Raw genomic sequence first — 17,838 nt, forward strand, 5'->3', positions numbered from 1 at the left:
TAAAAAAAAGGCCGTCTGAAGTTTCAGACGGCCTGTTATTTTATCCAAGGCGAAATGTTTATGCGCCGTAAACCGGATATTTATCGCACAAAGCAGTTACTTGTTCGCGGACTTTGGCGAGGTTGGCTTCGTCTTCAGGGTTGGCCAATACGTCGGCAACCAAATTTGCCAATACGCGCGCGTCGGCTTCGTTAAAGCCGCGTGTGGTCATGGCGGCGGAGCCGATGCGGATGCCGGAGGTAACGAATGGTTTTTCCGGATCGTTCGGGATGGCGTTTTTGTTGACGGTGATGTGTGCTTTGCCCAAAGCGGCTTCGGCGGCTTTGCCAGTGATTTTCATCGGTTGCAGGTCAACGAGGAAAACGTGGCTTTCAGTACGGCCGGAAACGATGCGCAAACCGCGTTTAACCAACTCTTCCGCCATAGCAGCAGCATTGATTTTCACTTGTTTTGCGTATTGTTTGAACTCAGGTTGCAACGCTTCTTTAAACGCTACAGCTTTGGCGGCGATAACGTGCATCAACGGACCGCCTTGCAGGCTTGGGAAGATGGAAGAGTTCAGCGCTTTTTCGTGGGTATTGTCACGGCACAAAATTACACCGCCGCGAGGGCCGCGCAGGGTTTTGTGGGTGGTGGTGGTTACAAAGTCGCAGAATGGCACAGGGTTAGGATATTCGCCGCCGGCAATCAGGCCGGCATAGTGCGCCATATCGACAAAGAGGTATGCGCCGACTTTATCGGCGATTTCGCGGAATTTTGCCCAATCGATTTGCAACGCATAGGCAGATGCACCGGCCACAATCATTTTAGGTTTGTGTTCAAGCGCCAAGCGTTCTACTTCGGCATAATCGAGAACTTCGTTTTCATCCAAACCATAAGTAATGGCGTTGTAGAGTTTGCCGGAGATGTTAACGCTTGCACCGTGGGTCAAGTGGCCGCCGTGTGCCAGAGACATGCCCAAAATGGTGTCGCCCGGTTTCAAAACAGAAGCGTACACGGCTTGGTTGGCTTGCGAGCCGGAGTGCGGTTGGACATTGACATATTCTGCGCCAAACAACTCTTTAGCGCGATCAATCGCCAATTGTTCGACGATATCAACGTATTCGCAGCCACCGTAGTAGCGTTTGCCAGGATAGCCTTCAGCGTATTTGTTGGTCAATTGCGAACCTTGGGCTTCCATAACGGCACAGCTGACGTAGTTTTCAGAGGCGATCAGCTCGACGTGGTCTTGCTGGCGCTTGTCTTCTTGGGCGATGGCTGCTGCCAAATCGGGGTCATATTGTGCGAGGGTAACGCTTTTTGAAAACATGTTCTCGATTCCTTTGTGATGGGCTGAAAATATAGGATGGAGTGCTGCGAATTGGTTCAAGATGAACTATTTTTCTTGCATTGTCAACAATTGTGTCGGGTGTTTGGTTTCAGACGGCCTGAGATTGAAGGGTTTATTTGAAAATATCATCTTGTTTTAAATGAAAATCCATTTTTTCCAGAAGCGCGGCCAAATCGGCTTCGGCTTGGGCGGCTTTAAGATTTTTTGCCAGTTCTACCAAGGCTACCGCATTTAAGCGTTCTTTCTCCAGCCGTAGAGCTTCTTCGCTGAAGATTTTGATATTATCTGCCGATTCGGCGGTATCTATTTTTTCAAATGGATAAAATGATTCTTCGTGCACGGCCAAACCGTCGGGCAAGGGGGCAGCATGGTTGAAATCGGCATCATTGACCGGCATCCATGAAGGATGGTTTTCAAGCAGGATAAATTGTCCGTCCATGCCGTTGATATGACGGAATAGGGTGGTTCGGCCATTGTGTAAACGCATAAGCCCGATTGTATGCCCAAGTCGATAAGCCGTCTATAAAGCCGTTTCTTTCTATTTTTGGCGCTAACTTATGTTGATATTATTAATTTTGACATAAAACAGTTTCGGCTTAAAAAAGACTGGATAAAACGCCCGTGTTTGTTATAATGAAGCTAAAGATTAATTCGTCCTAGTTTTTGGCAGCAGTACTTTTTTATTTAATTAACAAGAGAGGAAAACAAAATGTTTCCAGAATATCGCGATCTGATTTCTAAACTGAAACAAGAGGATGCACACTTTGCCCGTTTGTTTGAGGAGCACAACGAGCTGGACGATAAAATTACCGGTTTGGTGAATAATGTGGTAACCAGCGGCGCCGAAGAAATCGAGGAGCTGAAAAAAGCCAAACTCAAACTCAAAGACGAATTGTATGCCCTTTTGCAAAAAGCAGCAGGTAAATAATTAAAATTTGAATAAGGCCGTCTGAACGGTATGATGGAAATCTCAGATTCCCTTTCATGCCGGTTCAGACGGCCTTTTTAATTATTAGGCATTTGGTTATTTTTATTGGCTTAATTTAACGAATAATTGTAAATCACTCTTAATTGCATTGAAAACTCTGTTAAGTTTATTTAAAATCTCGAATAATTTTTATTTTGATTTTTAACAAACAAAGTTAAAGAGAAACGATGCAATGAAAACATTCACACTCGCCATTTTGCCTTTGGCGTTAATTAGTGCATTCTCACACGCAGCTGAAGAGAAAGCAGTTGAGCAGGCTGAAGTCGATACCGTTTACGTTACTGCCGAGAAGCAATTGCAGCAATCGCTTGGTGTATCGCGTATTTCTAAAGACGACATCGACAAACGCCCTGCAGCCAATGATATTTCCGAATTTGTCCGCACCATGCCCGGTGTCAATCTGACCGGCAATACGGCAACAGGTCAGCGTGGCAACAAACGCCAAATCGACTTGCGCGGTATGGGTCCTGAAAACACTTTGATTTTGATTGACGGCAAGCCGGTTAATTCGCGCCAGTCCGAGCGGATCAGTATGCGCGGTGAACGCAATACGCGCGGCGACAGTAACTGGGTACCGGTTGAAGAAATCGAATCCATTACCGTTTTGCGCGGTCCGGCGGCAACACGTTACGGCTCGGGTGCGATGGGTGGCGTGGTCAATATCGTCACCAAAAAAGTGTCTAAGGAATTTAAAGGCCAAGTCAATCTTTACGCCAATCAGCCGCAAGACAGCAAAGAGGGCGCAACCCGCCGTATCGGATTCAATTTGAGTGGTCCAATTATCCAAGATACTTTGGGCTTCCGCATTTACGGCAACCTGAATAAAACGGATGCAGATGCGGCCGATATCAATGCAGGACACGGCAACGACAGCGCGGCCGGTGTCGAAGGCGTACGCAATAAAGACATTGCAGGCCGTCTGCAATGGAAAATCAGCCCTGCACAAACATTGATTTTAGACAGCAGTTACAGCCGTCAGGGCAATATCTACAACGGCGATACGCAAAACAGCAATCCGCGTTCTGCTTTGGTTAATTCTCTGGCCGACAGCAAAGCCGAAACTGCCCGCTTATACCGTTCCGCTTATTCTTTAACGCATGACGGCGCATGGGAATGGGGCGATACCAAAAACGTGATCAGTTATGAGCGCACAATCAACAGCCACTTGCCTGAAGGTTTGGCAGGTGGTCCGGAAGGCAGCTATACAGGCTTGGATTTTGTTCAAAGCCGTCTGAAAAACCTGCGCTTCAGCAGCGAAGCGAATATTCCGTTCAAACTTGGTGTCGATAATGTATTGACGGTCGGTGCAGAATTTACTGACAGTAAGTTGGATGATCCTACATCTAACTCGCAAAGTCTGACAGATATTATTCCAGGTCGTTCTGGTCAACCGCCACGTGTAATTGTCAACACCTTCTCCGGCGTATCGGAACATCGTGGCGGTAAAACTTCCCAACGCAATTGGGCGGCCTACGTTGAAGACAATATTTCGTTGACCGACAAAACCCATCTGATTCCGGCCATCCGCTTCGACCATAACAGTGCCAGTGGCGGCAACTGGAGTCCGGCTTTGAACTTCTCTCATCAAATCGGCGAAAACTGGTTGGTCAAAGGCGGTGTTGCCCGTGCGTATAAAGCGCCAAATCTGTATCAAGCTAGTTCTGACTTTATCCTGTACACACGTGGTCAGGGTTGTCCGCTCAATGCGCCGAATAATGTCAGCTGTTTCTACATGGGCAACAGCAATTTGAAACCTGAAACCAGCATCAATAAAGAGATTGGTCTTGAGTTCAACAAAAACGGCTGGCAGGCTTCTGCAACCTATTTCCATAATGCGTACCGTAACAAAATCGTGATTGGTGAAAATATCATTGCTACCAGCGATATCGGCAACTGGCTTTTGCAATGGGAAAATACGCCGAAAGCGACTATTTCGGGTATCGAAGGTAACTTGGTGATTCCGTTGCATGACACACTCAAGTGGAGCAACAATTTCACTTACATGCACAAATCCGAAGATTATCAAGGTAATCCATTGTCTTTGGTGCCGAAACATACCATCAACAGCACATTATCTTGGACACCGAACGAACGCTTCGATGCCAATCTGACCTTTACCCACTACGGCCGTACTAAACCGCGCGGCGTAGCGATTAATAGACTGGAACGAGACGGTAATCCACGTGCAGGTATCACGCCTTTAACTTCCGAACATAACCAAACGCAAGTCGGCTCTTACGGCATTTGGGGCATCAATGCAGGCTACAACTGGAACAAACGCGTGGCCGTCCGTGGCGGTATCAGCAATCTGTTTGACAAAAAACTGTACCGCACAACTGCCGGCGCACAAACTTACAACGAGCATGGCCGTGCCTTCTACGGCAGTTTGAAAGTATCGTTTTAAGTAGAAGCGTATTAAATCAGGCCGTCTGAAACGGTGTGAAATGAAATCTAAGATTTCTGACACATGGTTTCAGACGGTCTTTTGATTTTTAAATTTAGAAGCATTTGTTGTTACGGAATTTACTTCACTATTTTAAAAAAGTAAAAGGGCGACACTCGCCGCCCTATGAATCTAAAAGATTTATTCGACCCAAGTTACCATTTCATCAATCGGTTTGCGTGATTTTTTAGTGATTTCTTTGGCGCGATAGCCGAATGTTGCCGCTACGGATACGCCCCATTCGTTGGCATCAAACAGGCCTTCTGCCGCCAATACTTCGTTCATTTTGTCGTAGTTGAAGCCTTCTATTGGGCAGGAATCGATGCCGATGGCCGCTGCACCTGTGAGCATATTGGCCAAAGCAATATAGGTCTGCTTGCCGCTCCAGTCAAAGAGTGCGCGTTGGTCGTCGGCAATTTTAATGTCGGTTTCTTGGAAGCTTTTGTATCTTGCCAACGCTTTTTCCAGTTGCTCTCCTTGCAGGCCCCTGCGTTCGGCAACACTGCGGAAGAACGGGGTATCGTAACGGGCATTTTTCTTGGCAAGGATAATCACCAGATGGCTGCAGTCGTCCAGTTGCGATTGCATGCCCCAGCTGAAAGGTTTGATTTTCTCACGCAAGGCTTTGTTTTGAATCACCAAGAATTTCCATGGCTCGGAGCCGACAGAGCTGGGCGAGAGGCGGGCAAATTCTAAAATCGCTGCAAAATCTTCTTGGCTGATTTTTTTGTTGGGATCGTAATAACGGGTAGAGCAGCGATTTTCGAATACTTGCAGCATTTGTTCGCGTGTAATTTGATTCATCTGGTTTTCCTAATAAATGAAGATGTTATTCCAATATCCGGTTCCTTTTGAGGCATCATTACCGGCATAACCTTAAGGAAGAAACAGGCTGGGGCAACACCATGTTAAATCAAACCTAACGGCTAGGCTATCTTTTAATTCTGAATTTCGCAAAAAAATTCGATAAAAATCAATATAAATACGAAAAGGCCGTCTGAAACTTTAAACGTTTAAAGTTCCAGACGGCCTTTGATTTCAAATCTTAATTACAGATGAGGATTAATCAGGTTTTCTGGAGAGAGGATGCGGTTGATCTCTTCTTCGCTCAACAGACCGCGCTCCATTACGACTTCGCGCACGCCTTTGCCAGTTTGGGCGCAGATTTTGCCGACCAAGTCACCATTGCGGTGGCCGATGTATGGGTTCAGATAAGTGACCAAACCGATGGAGTTGAAGACGTAGTGTTCGCAGATTTCGCGGTTGACCGTAATGCCTTTGACGCATTTGTCGGCCAAGTTGACCGCGGCGTTGCCCAAGAGGGAAATGGTTTCAAACATACATTGGGCGATGACCGGCTCCATAACGTTCAGCTGCAACTGACCTGCTTCGGCTGCGAAAGTGATGGTGGTGTCGTTGCCGATGACTTTGAAGCAGACTTGGTTGACGACTTCAGGAATCACAGGATTGACTTTGGCAGGCATGATGGAAGAACCGGCCTGCAATTCAGGCAGGTTGATTTCTTTCAAACCGGCGCGCGGGCCGGAAGAGAGCAGGCGCAAGTCGTTACAGATTTTGGACAGTTTGACGGCTGTGCGTTTCAATGCGCCGTGTACCATCACATATGCGCCGCAGTCGGAGGTCGCTTCGATCAGGTTTTCAGTCAGTTTGCAAGGCAGGCCGCTGACTTCGGAGAGTTTCTCAACGACCAAAGCCGCATAGCCTTTAGGCGTATTCACGCCGGTACCGATGGCGGTGGCGCCGAGGTTGACTTCAAGCAGCAGGGAGCGGGTGCGGTCGAGGTTGAGGATTTCTTCTTCCAGCAACACTTGGAAAGACTGGAATTCTTGACCGGCAGTCATTGGTACAGCATCTTGAAGCTGGGTGCGGCCCATTTTCAAAACGTCTTTAAATTCTTCGGCTTTGGCGGCAAAGGCATTTTTCAGGATAGCCAGTTTGTCGAGCAATTCGCCGATGCTGTAATACACGGCAAGGCGGAAGCCGGTAGGGTAGGCGTCGTTGGTGGATTGGCTGGCGTTGACATGGTCCATCGGATTGACGATGTCGTAGTGGCCTTTTTCGTGACCCAAGACTTCCAATGCGAGATTGGCAATGACTTCGTTGGTATTCATGTTGACCGAAGTACCGGCGCCGCCTTGATAAACGTCGGACGGGAATTGGTCGAGGCAGCGGCCTTTGACCAATACTTCATCGCAGGCTTTTTCGATGGCGGCCGCGATTTCCGGCTTGATGGCACCTAATGCGCCGTTGGCTTGCGCAGTGGCTTTTTTAACCATGACCATGCTGCGGACAAATTGCGGTACGTCGGAAATTTTTTGCGTGGAAATTTTAAAGTTTTCAATGGCGCGCAAAGTATGGATGCCCCAATATACTTCAGCAGGGATCTCGCGGTCGCCCAATAAATCGTGTTCGATTCGTACAGTCATTTCTCTTACCTTCTCGTATAGTTGTGTTAGTGTGCATTATGCGTTTGGAACATTAGCCCAGTTCGGCAAGATTGTCCAGTTAATAAGGCTTAATCGTCAGGGTGAAAACGTGCCGCTTCACGCTCTTTTGCGGCTGTCTCTTTATCTTTCAATTTCGCACCCAAGCCCAACATTTTTTCATATTCGGATTGCGGCGTGCCATCCTCTTCCATGCCGAATGCGCTGGCATTGACCCAAAGGGAAAGCAGGGAAACGATGAAGGCGAAAAAACCAACGATATACCAAAACATTTTTTTCTTCCTTGTGTGTCTGCGGGTGCAGATTGTTGTGGTTTGTAAAGATGTGAATGTAGCACAAACGCGGTTGGGTTTAAATTCTTCTCCCGCATCCTTTCATTGATTTACCTGTAATTGTTTAGAAAGGAAAAGGCCGTCTGAAAAGTAAGACTTTTCAGACGGCCTTGGGGGCTTTGTCGGGAAGATTAGCCGCCGCATGCCCCGCAGCAACCGCCTTCGCCATGACCGCCACGTTTTTCTTCGTTGTTGATAACGGGCAGTTCGGTTTCTTCGGTTTGCTCTTTTTTATCTTCAGGCAAATCGTTTACTTTGATTTTGTTTTCTTCGGCCATGATACATCCTTTCAATGGATTGAGGAGTGGAAAGATTCATAAAGATAGCATCTTTAAGCCGATAAACCAAGCAGCACAAAACTGCCTTGTGATAATGCCATGACTTGGAACAATAAATTTGCTTGTAAAAACGTTAAGGCCGTCTGAAAAATCCAAAGAGGAGTGTTGGCTTTTATGGTTTGAAATGGCAGCAGAAAGATTTAAGAATGCTTGATTTGAAGGGATAAACTGACATTGATTTCAAAAAACAATACAATATTATCATCATCTGGAAACAGCCAATTTATCGGAGCATATATGTATTCACACCACAACGAACGCCATTTCAGCGACCGCAACAACTGGCTTCGGGCAAGCGTATTGGGTGCCAATGACGGCCTGATTTCCACTGCCTCGCTGTTGACGGGCGTAGCCGCTGCCGCGCCAGATTTCCAAACCCTGCTGTTGACGGGCGTTTCGGCGCTTATCGGGGGCGCGGTGTCAATGGCGGCGGGGGAGTATGTTTCCGTGTCCAGCCAATCGGATACGGAAAAAGCCGATTTGCACAAAGAACGCCACGAATTGGCAAATAATCCTGATGCGGAGTTGGAAGAACTGACGGAAATTTACCGCCGCCGTGGTTTGTCCGACCCGCTCGCCGCAGAGGTGGCCAAAGCCTTGATGGAACACGATGCGCTCGCCGCCCACGCGCGCGACGAAATCGGCATTACCGAAACCTCTGTCGCCCAACCCATGCAGGCCGCGCTGGCTTCTGCCGCTTCATTTTGTGCCGGCGCAATTTTGCCTTTACTGGTCGCATTGACGGCTTCTAGTGCTATTGTTCCGGCCTTGGCAGTTTCCACTTTGTGCGGACTGGCCGGACTGGGCTATGCCTCCGCCAAACTCGGTGGCGCGCCTGTCGTTCCTGCCGTTTTGCGCGTGTGCCTATGGGGCGTTGCGGCATTGGTGATAACCGGATTTATTGGAAAACTGGCCGGTGTGGCCGTCTGAATGTAAGGCCTTATATTCTTTTAAACCTGTATCCAGTAAAATTGAAAATCTATTTGATCGCTAAAGGCCGTCTGAAAATTTTTCAGACGGCCTATGGTGCTTGTATTTACTTATTACAAACTGTTTTTTGTCATGACCTATCCGATTCCCAAACCCCGTGAAAAATCCCGTTGGCTCAATCTGTCTCAAGGCTCGCTGCCCTTGGCTCTGGCGCGTTATCTGCCGCATAAGCAGCTCAAGGTTGTCTTGACTCAAGATGCGGAACAGGCGCTACGCCTTCAGACGGCCTGGCTGTTTTTCCGTCCGCACGATACGGCGGTATTCCTGCCGGACTGGGAAACGTTGCCTTACGAGCGTTTTTCACCGCATCAGGATTTGGTATCGGAGCGCTTGTCGGCATTGTGGCAGATTAAAAGCGGCACGGCGGACGTGTTGTTCGTACCGGTTGCCACGGCAATGCAGAAGCTGCCGCCTGTGCCATTTCTGGCAGGGCGCACGTTTTGGCTGAAAACAGGGCAGACTTTGGATATAGGCCGTCTGAAAAGTGATTTGGTAGATGCAGGTTATAACCATGTGTCCCATGTTGTTGCGGCGGGCGAGTTTGCCGTGCGCGGCGGTATTGTCGATTTGTTCCCGATGGGCAGCGAAATGCCGTACCGCATCGATTTGTTTGACGATGAAATCGACAGCATTAAAACCTTCGATACCGAAACGCAACGCACCATTTCTCCCGTTTCCGAAATCTGCCTGCTGCCGGCGCACGAATTCCCCACCGACAGCGAGGCGCAAAAAATCTTCCGCAGCCGTTTCCGCGAGGAAGTCGACGGTAATCCGAACGATGCCGCCGTGTACAAAGCCGTCAGCAACGGCCATTTTGGTGCAGGCGTGGAATATTATCTGCCGCTGTTTTTTGAAAACGAGCTGGAAACGCTGTTTGACTATATCGGCGAAGATGCGCTGTTTGTCTCTTTGGGAGACGTTCACGCCGAGGCAAACCGCTTTTGGAGCGACGTCAAATCGCGTTACGCCATGGCGCAGGGCGATGAAACCTATCCGCCTTTGCTTCCACAGTATTTGTATCTCTCTGCTGATGTTTTTGCAGGCCTTCTGAAAAATTATGGTCAGGTATTGCCGGATATTTTTGGTGATGAACATACGTTGCCAAACGTGGCCGTCAACCGCCAAGCGGATGAACCGTTGCAGGCATTGAAAGATTTTCAGACGGCCTTTAACGGACGGATTTTGTTGTGCGCCGAAAGTTTGGGACGGCGCGAAACCATGCTCGGTTTCTTGCAGCAAAACGGCTTAAAAGCCAAAAGCGTGTCCGACTGGCAGGGCTTTTTGTCGGCGCATGAGCCACTGATGATTACAGTGGCGCCGTTGGCATACGGGTTTAAATTAGAAGATCAAAACATCTCGGTCATTACCGAATCCGATCTTTATCAATATGTTGCCCGCTCGCGCAAACATCATCGTAAGAAACACGCCGCTGTTTCAGACGGCCTGTTGCGCGACCTTGCCGAAATCAATATCGGCGATCCTGTTGTACACGAAGAACACGGCATCGGCCGATATATGGGCTTGGTCACAATGGATTTGAGCGATGAAACCAACGAAATGATGTTGCTTGAATACGCGGGCGAAGCGCAGCTTTATGTGCCTGTTTCGCAGCTGCATTTAATCAGCCGCTACTCCGGTCAGGCGCATGAAAACGTTACTTTGCACAAGCTCGGCAGCGGCGCGTGGAACAAAGCGAAGCGCAAAGCCGCCGAAAAAGCGCGCGACACCGCCGCCGAGTTGCTCAACCTCTACGCCCAACGCGCCGCCCAATCGGGACACAAGTTTGAAATCAACGAGTTGGACTATCAGGCGTTTGCCGACGGTTTCGGCTACGAGGAAACCGAAGACCAGGCCGCCGCCATCGCCGCCGTGATTAAAGATTTGACACAAGCGAAGCCGATGGACCGCCTTGTGTGCGGCGATGTCGGTTTCGGCAAAACCGAAGTCGCCCTGCGCGCCGCGTTTGTGGCGGTGATGGGCGGCAAACAGGTCGCCGTACTCGCCCCGACCACGCTTCTGGTCGAGCAGCACGCGCAAAACTTCGCTGACCGTTTCGCCGATTTTCCCGTGAAAGTCGCCAGCCTTTCGCGTTTCAACAACAGCAAAGCCACCAAAGCTGCGCTGGAAGGCATGGCGGACGGCACGATCGATATCGTTATCGGTACGCACAAATTAGTGCAGGATGACATCAAATTCAAAAACTTAGGGCTGGTCATCATCGATGAAGAACACCGCTTCGGCGTGCGCCAAAAAGAGCAGCTCAAACGCCTGCGCGCCAATGTCGACATCCTCACCATGACCGCCACGCCGATTCCACGTACCCTCAGCATGGCGCTCGAAGGCCTGCGCGACTTCTCGCTGATTACCACCGCGCCCAGCCGCCGCCTTGCCGTCAAAACCTTTGTCAAACCCTTCAGCGAAGGCAGCGTGCGCGAAGCCGTATTGCGCGAACTCAAACGCGGCGGACAAGTGTTTTTCCTGCACAATGAAGTGGATACGATTGAGAATATGCGCGAGCGGCTGGAAACCCTGCTGCCCGAAGCCCGCATCGGCGTGGCGCACGGACAACTGCGCGAGCGCGAGCTGGAACAAGTCATGCGCGACTTTTTGCAGCAAAGATTCAACGTGTTGCTCTGTTCCACCATCATCGAAACCGGCATCGACATCCCCAACGCCAACACCATCATCATCAACCGCGCCGACAAATTCGGACTGGCGCAACTGCACCAGCTTCGCGGGCGCGTCGGCCGCAGCCACCACCAAGCCTACGCCTACCTGCTCACGCCTGAATACATCACCAAAGACGCAGAAAAACGCCTCGACGCCATCGCGGCGGCAGACGAACTCGGCGCAGGTTTCACCCTAGCCATGCAGGATTTGGAAATCCGCGGCGCAGGTGAAATCCTCGGCGAAGGACAATCCGGCGAAATGATACAGGTCGGCTTCACGCTCTACACCGAAATGCTCAAACAAGCCGTGCGCGACCTCAAAAAAGGCCGCCAGCCCGACCTCGACGCACCATTGGGCATTACCACCGAAATCAAACTGCACAGCCCGGTATTACTGCCTGAAGACTACTGCCCCGACATTCACGAGCGCCTCGTCCTCTACAAACGCCTTGCCGTCTGCGAAACCGTGCAGCAAATCAACGCCATACACGAAGAACTCGTCGACCGCTTCGGCCTGCCCGAACAACCTGTCAAAACCCTCATCGAAAGCCACCACCTGCGGCTCGCTGCAAAAGAATTGGGCATAGACGCCATCGACGCCACCGGCGAAGCCGTCACCGTTACCTTCGGCAAACACCACCAAATCGACCCGACAGAAATCATTCTGCTGATTCAGACGGATAAAAAATATCGGCTCGCTGGGGCGGATAAGTTAAGATTTACAGCCGAGATGGAAAATATCGAAGTCAGGATCAACACCGTGAAGAATGTGTTGAAGACTTTGAAAGAAAGAGTGATAGCAAAGTAGAGGCTAGTGAAGAAAAGGTCGTCTGAAAAATTTTCAGACGACCTTTCCTTATCCAAAATTTGTAGCATGAAGCTGTCGGATTCGAGAATCCGACCTACACTTGCTGCTCAAATTTTTAAAACTGAACAAAATCAATTATTTAGCTATATTTATTAGCTTTTCATCATTTAAATTTTCATCAATTATCTGTATTCATTATAGACAATAGAATTATATAGAACGCCATTCTTGTCAAAAACAGGCAGTAATTTAATTAGATACCAGTTTATATCCACTATTTTATTATAAATTTCCTTAATATTGATATTAATGCTGAATAAGAATTCAAAATTAGGAAAAAATAAGACGTTTCCACCGATATTGGTATCAGACCATGTCATTACAAACCCGATAACTTCATCCGAATTACTTTTGATTTTTAAAAAATCAAAAATTTCTTGTTCCGACATAGAGGCCGAATTCCAATCCCAGTCGTCATTACCAAGCAGCAAATAAGTAAATTGTCCATTATCGAGAAAACGCCAACCACCCTCCCATAAATATTTCAGTATTTCATAACGAGAAATTTTTTTGTTATTCATCGATAAATCAATACTTAAACCTATATCTCTCGACATCTCGAATCTCCTGTGGCTTTTAATTTTTAATATTTTTAGAAGGGGTGTAAGCAAGCCTTAGCCCGCATTAAACCTGTAAGTAGAGTGTATACGGCACGCACAAACGTGGGCTTTAAGCGTAATAAAAAGTCGTCTGAAACGATTTTCAGGCTTTCAGATGACCTTTTATCAAATGATGCGAAATATCACTTGTCTAACCTTCTAACTTCGTACACACCTCAGCCCCACCTTCAAGTTTTGGGCAGACTACGACTTGTATCGTTTGTTTATTTTTATAATTGCCGAAATTTCCAATAATCCCGCCCTTCGATTTTCCAATAACAAAATTCGTCCGGTATCAAATACCCAAAGTCCATTGCCTTAGAAAACCAGCCATCATAGACATAATCTTCATGACATCTGTCCCAATCCATATGAAGGTAAACTTCCGTATCAAAATTAATATAGAACAACGGTAATCTTGAAGAAATCTGATTGATTTTTAAGAAATCACTTTGTTGGCCAAAATCCGAAATAGGATCATCATACGACAACTTGTTCTCGACAACGGAATATAATCTTGCTGCTTCATCTAAATTAAAGCCCTGTAACATCAGCGCTTTCAATTCGTCTTTTTCCAGTACGACGACCGAATCTGATTGAAGATAGCTTTCGAAATTGTCCTTAGTTAACTGCCAGATGCCGTTTCGGTAATAATAACTATTCATTTCATCCTGATATTGTTCTAACGTAATATTACCGTTTTTAAAATCCAAATCTAAGTCTAATTTCATATTTAATATGAAATTTTCCTTATAATCAATCAAATAATATATCTTTTTCTTATAGACAAAAATGGATATACACTGAATGTACTCAAAGATGTTATCCAATAATTCAGATTTAAATTTCTCAATCTTTTCCATATTTGACAAATTCCTTAATAACTTTATCACCAGCAAGCATTAGTCCGCATGAAAGCTGCAGGTAGGGTGTCGTACGCGTGCTTTAAGTGTAAATACAGAAGCAGTATAAAAAGGTCGTCTGAAAAATTTTCAGACGACCTTTTAGGTTAATTTTCCGAATAGCCTTTCTAAGGCAGTACAACCACATTTCAATCTTTTCCTGCACAGAAAAAAAAATACAGCAGCTGTATCATCTCGTTAACTCGGGGGTCGGCAATGTAATATTGCCGTTCCCGATGGTTCACTTCAAACGATACTAAACCGGCTTCACGTAATAGGGCTAATTGGCTGGACATTGCCGCTTGCGGCAGTCCGGATGACTCAGCCAACTCGGTTACATTGTGCGGCCTTTCATGTAGTTTGCACAATACGGCGAGGCGGTTAGGATTAGCCAGAAGTTTGAGAAAAGCGCTGGCTTCTTCGTAGGGCGGTTGATTGTCGGCAGTGGTCATTTTTCACGCTTGTCGGCAAATGAGGAGGTCGAATTATCAGTCATAATGGCCTCAGCAGCAACTTTTAGACGGCCTTTGTTTAATGGTTCCATGGCATTTTGGCCAGCAGGCGAGCCATGCCGCAGAATCCGGTTAGTCCGGCCGTTAATAGGCCTGCGCCGACCATCACGTCTATCAGATAAAACCAAGGCGATACCAGCCAACCTGCCAGCACGCCCAACAGAATCAAACTGCCCGCTATGGTTTGCACCTGCCGTATGATGTCTGGTGCAGCACGGTTGGCAACAATAAGAAGCCCTGCAGCTTTCCATGCCTGTAAGCCGCCTTCTAAAATATAGCATTCTCGACCTTGGCCAAGTACTGACAATATTGTTTCTGCCCGTGTTGTACGTTTGCCGCTCAGGCAATAAAAAATCAGGCATGGGGCTGTATCATCGGGCAGTTTGTCTCGCTGCTGTTCAGGCGGAAGGGATAATGCGCCGCCAATATGCCCGCCCCGATATTCGGCTTGGCTTCGGATGTCCACTGCCAACGCGCCCTCACGGATTTTTGCGATTGCTTCGGAAGGCGTAATTCGCAGGAGTTGTCCGATCGTACTCATGTTTTGCCTTCGTTATTTTTTGTTGATGCGGCAGGTGTTGATGCCCAATAAGCTGTACAGTGCGCAGTTGCCAATCAGTGCTGTACCCAGAGGGATGATGCCCAGCCAACCCCACCAGCCAATTTGTCCGGTAGCGGCTGCAGCAATCAGTGCTACGCCGATAACAATACGGATTACGCGATCCAAAGTACCCAAGTTTCGTTTCATTTTATTGCTCCTTGTTTCGGAATGAATTGTCTATAAATAAATATATATAACAAAAATCATATATGAGAAATATTATATTCCTAAAAATGACTTTGTCAAATGGTTTACAGCAAAAGTGTAATTAATATTTGCATTGTATTTTTTAAACACACAAATGGAATCAATCTCCAACGGCATGGTTAAATGTAAAAATACAGCCTTTATTTTTTCAGACGGCACTGGAGATGATCTTATTTATATTGGAAGAATAAGTAGTCAGTTTTCAGAAGGAATCAAATCATGACCGATTTGGAAAAGAAGCCCAATGGAGAAGATTTGAAGACTGGATAATCCGTTGTGTAACTAGCAAGGGAGAGGAGATACTTTATAATCAAATTGTCTACGAATTATAAAAGGCCGTCTGAAAATTGAATTTCAGACGGCCTTTGGTTTCTTTATAACGTCGTTCGTATCATCAGAAACGATAATTCACGCCCAAGGCAAACTCGCGGCCGCGTTCGTAGAAGGGCACGCGTCCGTTGCCGTCGGGGAAGCGTTGGCTGTGCGAACGGTATTGCTTGTTGCCGATATTGTTGACGGCGAAGTTGACGTTCAGGTTGTCTTTTTTCAGCGGCTGCCAGTTGGCGTAGATGTCGTGTACGCCGTAGCCTGATTTCTTGCCGTGTATCGTGCCTTGTCCGCGGGCGACGTCGGTGTATTTCACGCTTTGGGCGTAGCGGCCGCGCCAGCCGATTTCGAGTTTGGGGTTTTCAAACTGGTAAGACAGGCCGGTTAGCCATTGGCGGCCGGTGTTCCAGAAGGTGAACGAGCTTTCGTGGTCTTCCGCTTGAATCGGGCTTTCGCCGTAGTACATTTCGCCGTTCAGACGGGGTTTGACGTAGGACACGCCGGCGCGCGCGGTCAGGCCGCCCCAGCGGTAGGATGCGTCAAGTTCGTAGCCGTAGGTTTTGAGCGTGCCGCCGTTGTAAATCTTGCCGCGTTCGGTGATGGAGGCGGTGTTGTTGTTGATTTTTGCCCAACGATAGACGATGAGGTCTTTGATGCGTTGGTGGAACACGCTGCCACTGACGTTGAAGTTGTCGTTGCGCCATTTGAAGCCTAATTCGGCACGGCGGGCGGTTTCGGCTTTGAGGTTGCTGTCCAAATCGGCGGCGGCGCCTGCGCGTTCGTTAGCTAACAGGGCTTCGTTCAGGCGGGGCGCACGGCTTGCCTGATTGAGGTTTGCCAAGAGGGAGAAGTTGTCGTTGATGTCCCAAATCGCGCCGATGCTAGGGTTGAGCTGACCGTGCGACGCGCTTTGTTTGCTGGCGGCGTTGTATTTGAAATGGTCGTAACGCAGGCCGGTGGTCAGGGTGACGGGGTGCAGGTTCCAAATGCCTTCCGCGTACACGCCGTATTCGGCTTTTTTCTCTTTGTCGCGGTCATACAGGCCGAGAATCTTCAGCCATGCGCCTTTGTCGGAAGGATCTGAGGTTTCGTGGCGGTAGTTGACGCCGTATTTCACCATGTGTCCGTCGCCGAAAGAGCTGGCAAGGTTCAGATTCGCGCCGGTCGCTTTGATTTTGCTTAATTCAAGCTGACCGATAGGAACGCCGCCTTGCGCCGTGCCGGAAGCTTGGGCTTTTGGAGAAGGAGCGCCTTTAGGCGGTTTGGTGTCGTCAGTATTGATTTGGAAGACGTTGGCGTCGATTTTGTCGATAAAGCCGACGTTGCGGCCACGGTATTCCAGATTGTAGGTCTGCTCTTTTTGATAAGTGCCGTCCACGCCGATGTAGCTGTCAACGTTTTGGAACTCGGCTTTGTCGGTACGGTTCCCTTTTTGGTATTCCTGACGGTAGGTCAGGCGGATGCCGTGGTCGTCGTTGAAGTCGTAGCCGAGTTTGGCGAGGTAGCTGTGCTGTTTCAGATGACTGCCGAGGTTGACATTGCCGTTGCCGTCTTTGTAGTCACGGTTGTTGAGGAAGTTGCCTGCAAACAGGGCATCGAAGCCGTTTTGATAGCCGTAAACCGCTGCGCTGCCGGTTGAGCCTTTATTGCTGCTCAAGCCTGCTCCCAGTTTGAAACCGAAAGGTTTGCCGTCGGTCAGTAGGTCTTTTGCGTCAACCGTTGTTACGCGGATGGTACCGCCGACCGCACCCAAACCTGCGCTTGCCGCGCCTGTGCCTTTTTCGACGTTGATGCTTTTCACCAAAGCAGGATCAAGCTGGAAGCGGCTTTGGTGGTGGAAGATTTTTGTGGATTGGCTGGTGTTGTCGACTTCTAGGTTAATTTTGTCTTCACCAACGCCGCGGATGCTGTAAAACTGTGCTACGCCGTTGCCGCCACCGACATCCATACCGATTTGGTCTTTCATGACTTGTTTTAAATCGGTCGAAATTTCGCGGTCGAGCTGGTTGCGGGTTACACGAGTCGGTACGGCAGTACCGGTGACCTTAATTTCATTCAGCTCGGCAGTTTCTGCGGGTTGCAAATTTTCGGCATGAGCGAAGCTTGTTGATAATGCGAGTGTAATGATACTAAGACGGAATACAGGAGAGGAGACCTTATTCATGATTTTTCCTAAGTAAAAAATTGACTGTTTATTCTAATTGTTATAATAATGATTATCAAATTCTTAATAGATATTAATAAATATATTTTGTTTTATTCCAGTC

Annotated in this window: 16 protein-coding genes; 4 read left to right on the forward strand and 12 right to left on the reverse strand. The window is 48.1% G+C overall.

Features of this window, described 5'->3' with window-relative positions; translation table 11 throughout:
- Window positions 1-58: 58 nt before the first annotated feature.
- A complete protein-coding gene (gene glyA, locus HMPREF2608_RS09890; RefSeq protein WP_049332446.1) occupies window positions 59-1,309 on the reverse strand; it encodes a serine hydroxymethyltransferase in 1,251 nt (416 codons plus the stop codon).
- A gap of 133 nt (window positions 1,310-1,442) precedes the next feature.
- Window positions 1,443-1,817, reverse strand: a complete 375-nt coding sequence (locus HMPREF2608_RS09895; protein WP_070585602.1) for a hypothetical protein — start codon at window positions 1,815-1,817, stop codon at window positions 1,443-1,445.
- A 222-nt stretch (window positions 1,818-2,039) separates the two neighbouring features.
- On the opposite strand from HMPREF2608_RS09895, the gene HMPREF2608_RS09900 reads away from it, so the two are divergent.
- Both HMPREF2608_RS09900 and HMPREF2608_RS09905 read left to right on the forward strand, forming a co-directional pair.
- On the forward strand, window positions 2,040-2,258 hold the full coding sequence (locus HMPREF2608_RS09900; RefSeq protein WP_003746288.1) for an HP1242/YdcH family protein: 219 nt from the start codon (window positions 2,040-2,042) through the stop codon (window positions 2,256-2,258).
- Between the two features lie 232 nt (window positions 2,259-2,490).
- Window positions 2,491-4,722: a FepA family TonB-dependent siderophore receptor gene (locus tag HMPREF2608_RS09905; RefSeq protein ID WP_070826893.1), complete on the forward strand. Its 2,232-nt coding sequence runs from the start codon at window positions 2,491-2,493 to the stop codon at window positions 4,720-4,722.
- Window positions 4,723-4,902: 180 nt separating this feature from the next.
- Here HMPREF2608_RS09905 and HMPREF2608_RS09910 read toward each other — a convergent pair whose 3' ends face one another.
- The 4 genes from HMPREF2608_RS09910 to HMPREF2608_RS11510 form a co-directional block, all read right to left on the reverse strand.
- Complete coding sequence (locus tag HMPREF2608_RS09910; RefSeq protein ID WP_070826894.1) at window positions 4,903-5,565, reverse strand: NAD(P)H-dependent oxidoreductase; 663 nt, start codon at window positions 5,563-5,565, stop codon at window positions 4,903-4,905.
- Window positions 5,566-5,810: 245 nt separating this feature from the next.
- On the reverse strand, window positions 5,811-7,208 hold the full coding sequence (gene aspA / locus HMPREF2608_RS09915; RefSeq protein ID WP_070826896.1) for an aspartate ammonia-lyase: 1,398 nt from the start codon (window positions 7,206-7,208) through the stop codon (window positions 5,811-5,813).
- Between the two features lie 89 nt (window positions 7,209-7,297).
- Window positions 7,298-7,498, reverse strand: a complete 201-nt coding sequence (locus HMPREF2608_RS09920; protein WP_003746297.1) for a hypothetical protein — start codon at window positions 7,496-7,498, stop codon at window positions 7,298-7,300.
- A 191-nt stretch (window positions 7,499-7,689) separates the two neighbouring features.
- Window positions 7,690-7,836, reverse strand: a complete 147-nt coding sequence (locus HMPREF2608_RS11510) for a hypothetical protein (RefSeq protein ID WP_049336812.1) — start codon at window positions 7,834-7,836, stop codon at window positions 7,690-7,692.
- Between the two features lie 297 nt (window positions 7,837-8,133).
- Between HMPREF2608_RS11510 and HMPREF2608_RS09925 the strand changes: the two genes are divergently transcribed.
- Entirely contained in the window at window positions 8,134-8,826 is a 693-nt protein-coding gene (locus HMPREF2608_RS09925; RefSeq protein ID WP_070826898.1) for a VIT1/CCC1 transporter family protein, read from the forward strand.
- Between the two features lie 132 nt (window positions 8,827-8,958).
- Window positions 8,959-12,363, forward strand: coding sequence for a transcription-repair coupling factor (gene mfd / locus HMPREF2608_RS09930; RefSeq protein ID WP_070827038.1), 3,405 nt, complete (start codon window positions 8,959-8,961; stop codon window positions 12,361-12,363).
- 182 nt (window positions 12,364-12,545) lie between these two features.
- Here mfd and HMPREF2608_RS09935 read toward each other — a convergent pair whose 3' ends face one another.
- The 6 genes from HMPREF2608_RS09935 to HMPREF2608_RS09960 all read right to left on the reverse strand — a co-directional run bounded on the left by HMPREF2608_RS09935 (window position 12,546) and on the right by HMPREF2608_RS09960 (window position 17,735).
- A complete protein-coding gene (locus tag HMPREF2608_RS09935) occupies window positions 12,546-12,980 on the reverse strand; it encodes a hypothetical protein (protein ID WP_234395431.1) in 435 nt (144 codons plus the stop codon).
- A gap of 272 nt (window positions 12,981-13,252) precedes the next feature.
- The gene (locus HMPREF2608_RS09940) at window positions 13,253-13,885 is read right to left on the reverse strand and encodes a hypothetical protein (RefSeq protein ID WP_070826899.1); all 633 of its coding nucleotides are present in this window, start codon (window positions 13,883-13,885) and stop codon (window positions 13,253-13,255) included.
- Window positions 13,886-14,073: 188 nt separating this feature from the next.
- Window positions 14,074-14,376: an ArsR/SmtB family transcription factor gene (locus HMPREF2608_RS09945; RefSeq protein WP_070826901.1), complete on the reverse strand. Its 303-nt coding sequence runs from the start codon at window positions 14,374-14,376 to the stop codon at window positions 14,074-14,076.
- 79 nt (window positions 14,377-14,455) lie between these two features.
- Window positions 14,456-14,977 carry a rhodanese-like domain-containing protein gene (locus HMPREF2608_RS09950; protein WP_070826902.1) on the reverse strand — a complete coding sequence of 174 codons (522 nt, stop codon included), beginning with the start codon at window positions 14,975-14,977 and terminating at the stop codon, window positions 14,456-14,458.
- Between the two features lie 12 nt (window positions 14,978-14,989).
- Window positions 14,990-15,184: a YgaP family membrane protein gene (locus HMPREF2608_RS09955; protein ID WP_003685761.1), complete on the reverse strand. Its 195-nt coding sequence runs from the start codon at window positions 15,182-15,184 to the stop codon at window positions 14,990-14,992.
- Between the two features lie 454 nt (window positions 15,185-15,638).
- Entirely contained in the window at window positions 15,639-17,735 is a 2,097-nt protein-coding gene (locus tag HMPREF2608_RS09960; protein ID WP_070826904.1) for a TonB-dependent receptor plug domain-containing protein, read from the reverse strand.
- Window positions 17,736-17,838 lie beyond the last annotated feature (103 nt).

Origin of the sequence: Neisseria sp. HMSC064D07, assembly GCF_001837185.1 — a bacterium.
Lineage (GTDB): Bacteria > Pseudomonadota > Gammaproteobacteria > Burkholderiales > Neisseriaceae > Neisseria > Neisseria flavescens_C.

What these genes read in the sequence shown, in the direction of transcription:
- glyA (WP_049332446.1), bottom strand. Translation starts at nt 1,309, where the DNA reads ATGTTTTCAAAAAGCGTTACCCTCGCACAATATGACCCCGATTTGGCA.
- HMPREF2608_RS09895 (WP_070585602.1), bottom strand. Translation starts at nt 1,817, where the DNA reads ATGCGTTTACACAATGGCCGAACCACCCTATTCCGTCATATCAACGGC.
- HMPREF2608_RS09900 (WP_003746288.1), top strand. Translation starts at nt 2,040, where the DNA reads ATGTTTCCAGAATATCGCGATCTGATTTCTAAACTGAAACAAGAGGAT.
- HMPREF2608_RS09905 (WP_070826893.1), top strand. Translation starts at nt 2,491, where the DNA reads ATGAAAACATTCACACTCGCCATTTTGCCTTTGGCGTTAATTAGTGCA.
- HMPREF2608_RS09910 (WP_070826894.1), bottom strand. Translation starts at nt 5,565, where the DNA reads ATGAATCAAATTACACGCGAACAAATGCTGCAAGTATTCGAAAATCGC.
- aspA (WP_070826896.1), bottom strand. Translation starts at nt 7,208, where the DNA reads ATGACTGTACGAATCGAACACGATTTATTGGGCGACCGCGAGATCCCT.
- HMPREF2608_RS09920 (WP_003746297.1), bottom strand. Translation starts at nt 7,498, where the DNA reads ATGTTTTGGTATATCGTTGGTTTTTTCGCCTTCATCGTTTCCCTGCTT.
- HMPREF2608_RS11510 (WP_049336812.1), bottom strand. Translation starts at nt 7,836, where the DNA reads ATGGCCGAAGAAAACAAAATCAAAGTAAACGATTTGCCTGAAGATAAA.
- HMPREF2608_RS09925 (WP_070826898.1), top strand. Translation starts at nt 8,134, where the DNA reads ATGTATTCACACCACAACGAACGCCATTTCAGCGACCGCAACAACTGG.
- mfd (WP_070827038.1), top strand. Translation starts at nt 8,959, where the DNA reads ATGACCTATCCGATTCCCAAACCCCGTGAAAAATCCCGTTGGCTCAAT.
- HMPREF2608_RS09935 (WP_234395431.1), bottom strand. Translation starts at nt 12,980, where the DNA reads ATGTCGAGAGATATAGGTTTAAGTATTGATTTATCGATGAATAACAAA.
- HMPREF2608_RS09940 (WP_070826899.1), bottom strand. Translation starts at nt 13,885, where the DNA reads ATGGAAAAGATTGAGAAATTTAAATCTGAATTATTGGATAACATCTTT.
- HMPREF2608_RS09945 (WP_070826901.1), bottom strand. Translation starts at nt 14,376, where the DNA reads ATGACCACTGCCGACAATCAACCGCCCTACGAAGAAGCCAGCGCTTTT.
- HMPREF2608_RS09950 (WP_070826902.1), bottom strand. Translation starts at nt 14,977, where the DNA reads ATGAGTACGATCGGACAACTCCTGCGAATTACGCCTTCCGAAGCAATC.
- HMPREF2608_RS09955 (WP_003685761.1), bottom strand. Translation starts at nt 15,184, where the DNA reads ATGAAACGAAACTTGGGTACTTTGGATCGCGTAATCCGTATTGTTATC.
- HMPREF2608_RS09960 (WP_070826904.1), bottom strand. Translation starts at nt 17,735, where the DNA reads ATGAATAAGGTCTCCTCTCCTGTATTCCGTCTTAGTATCATTACACTC.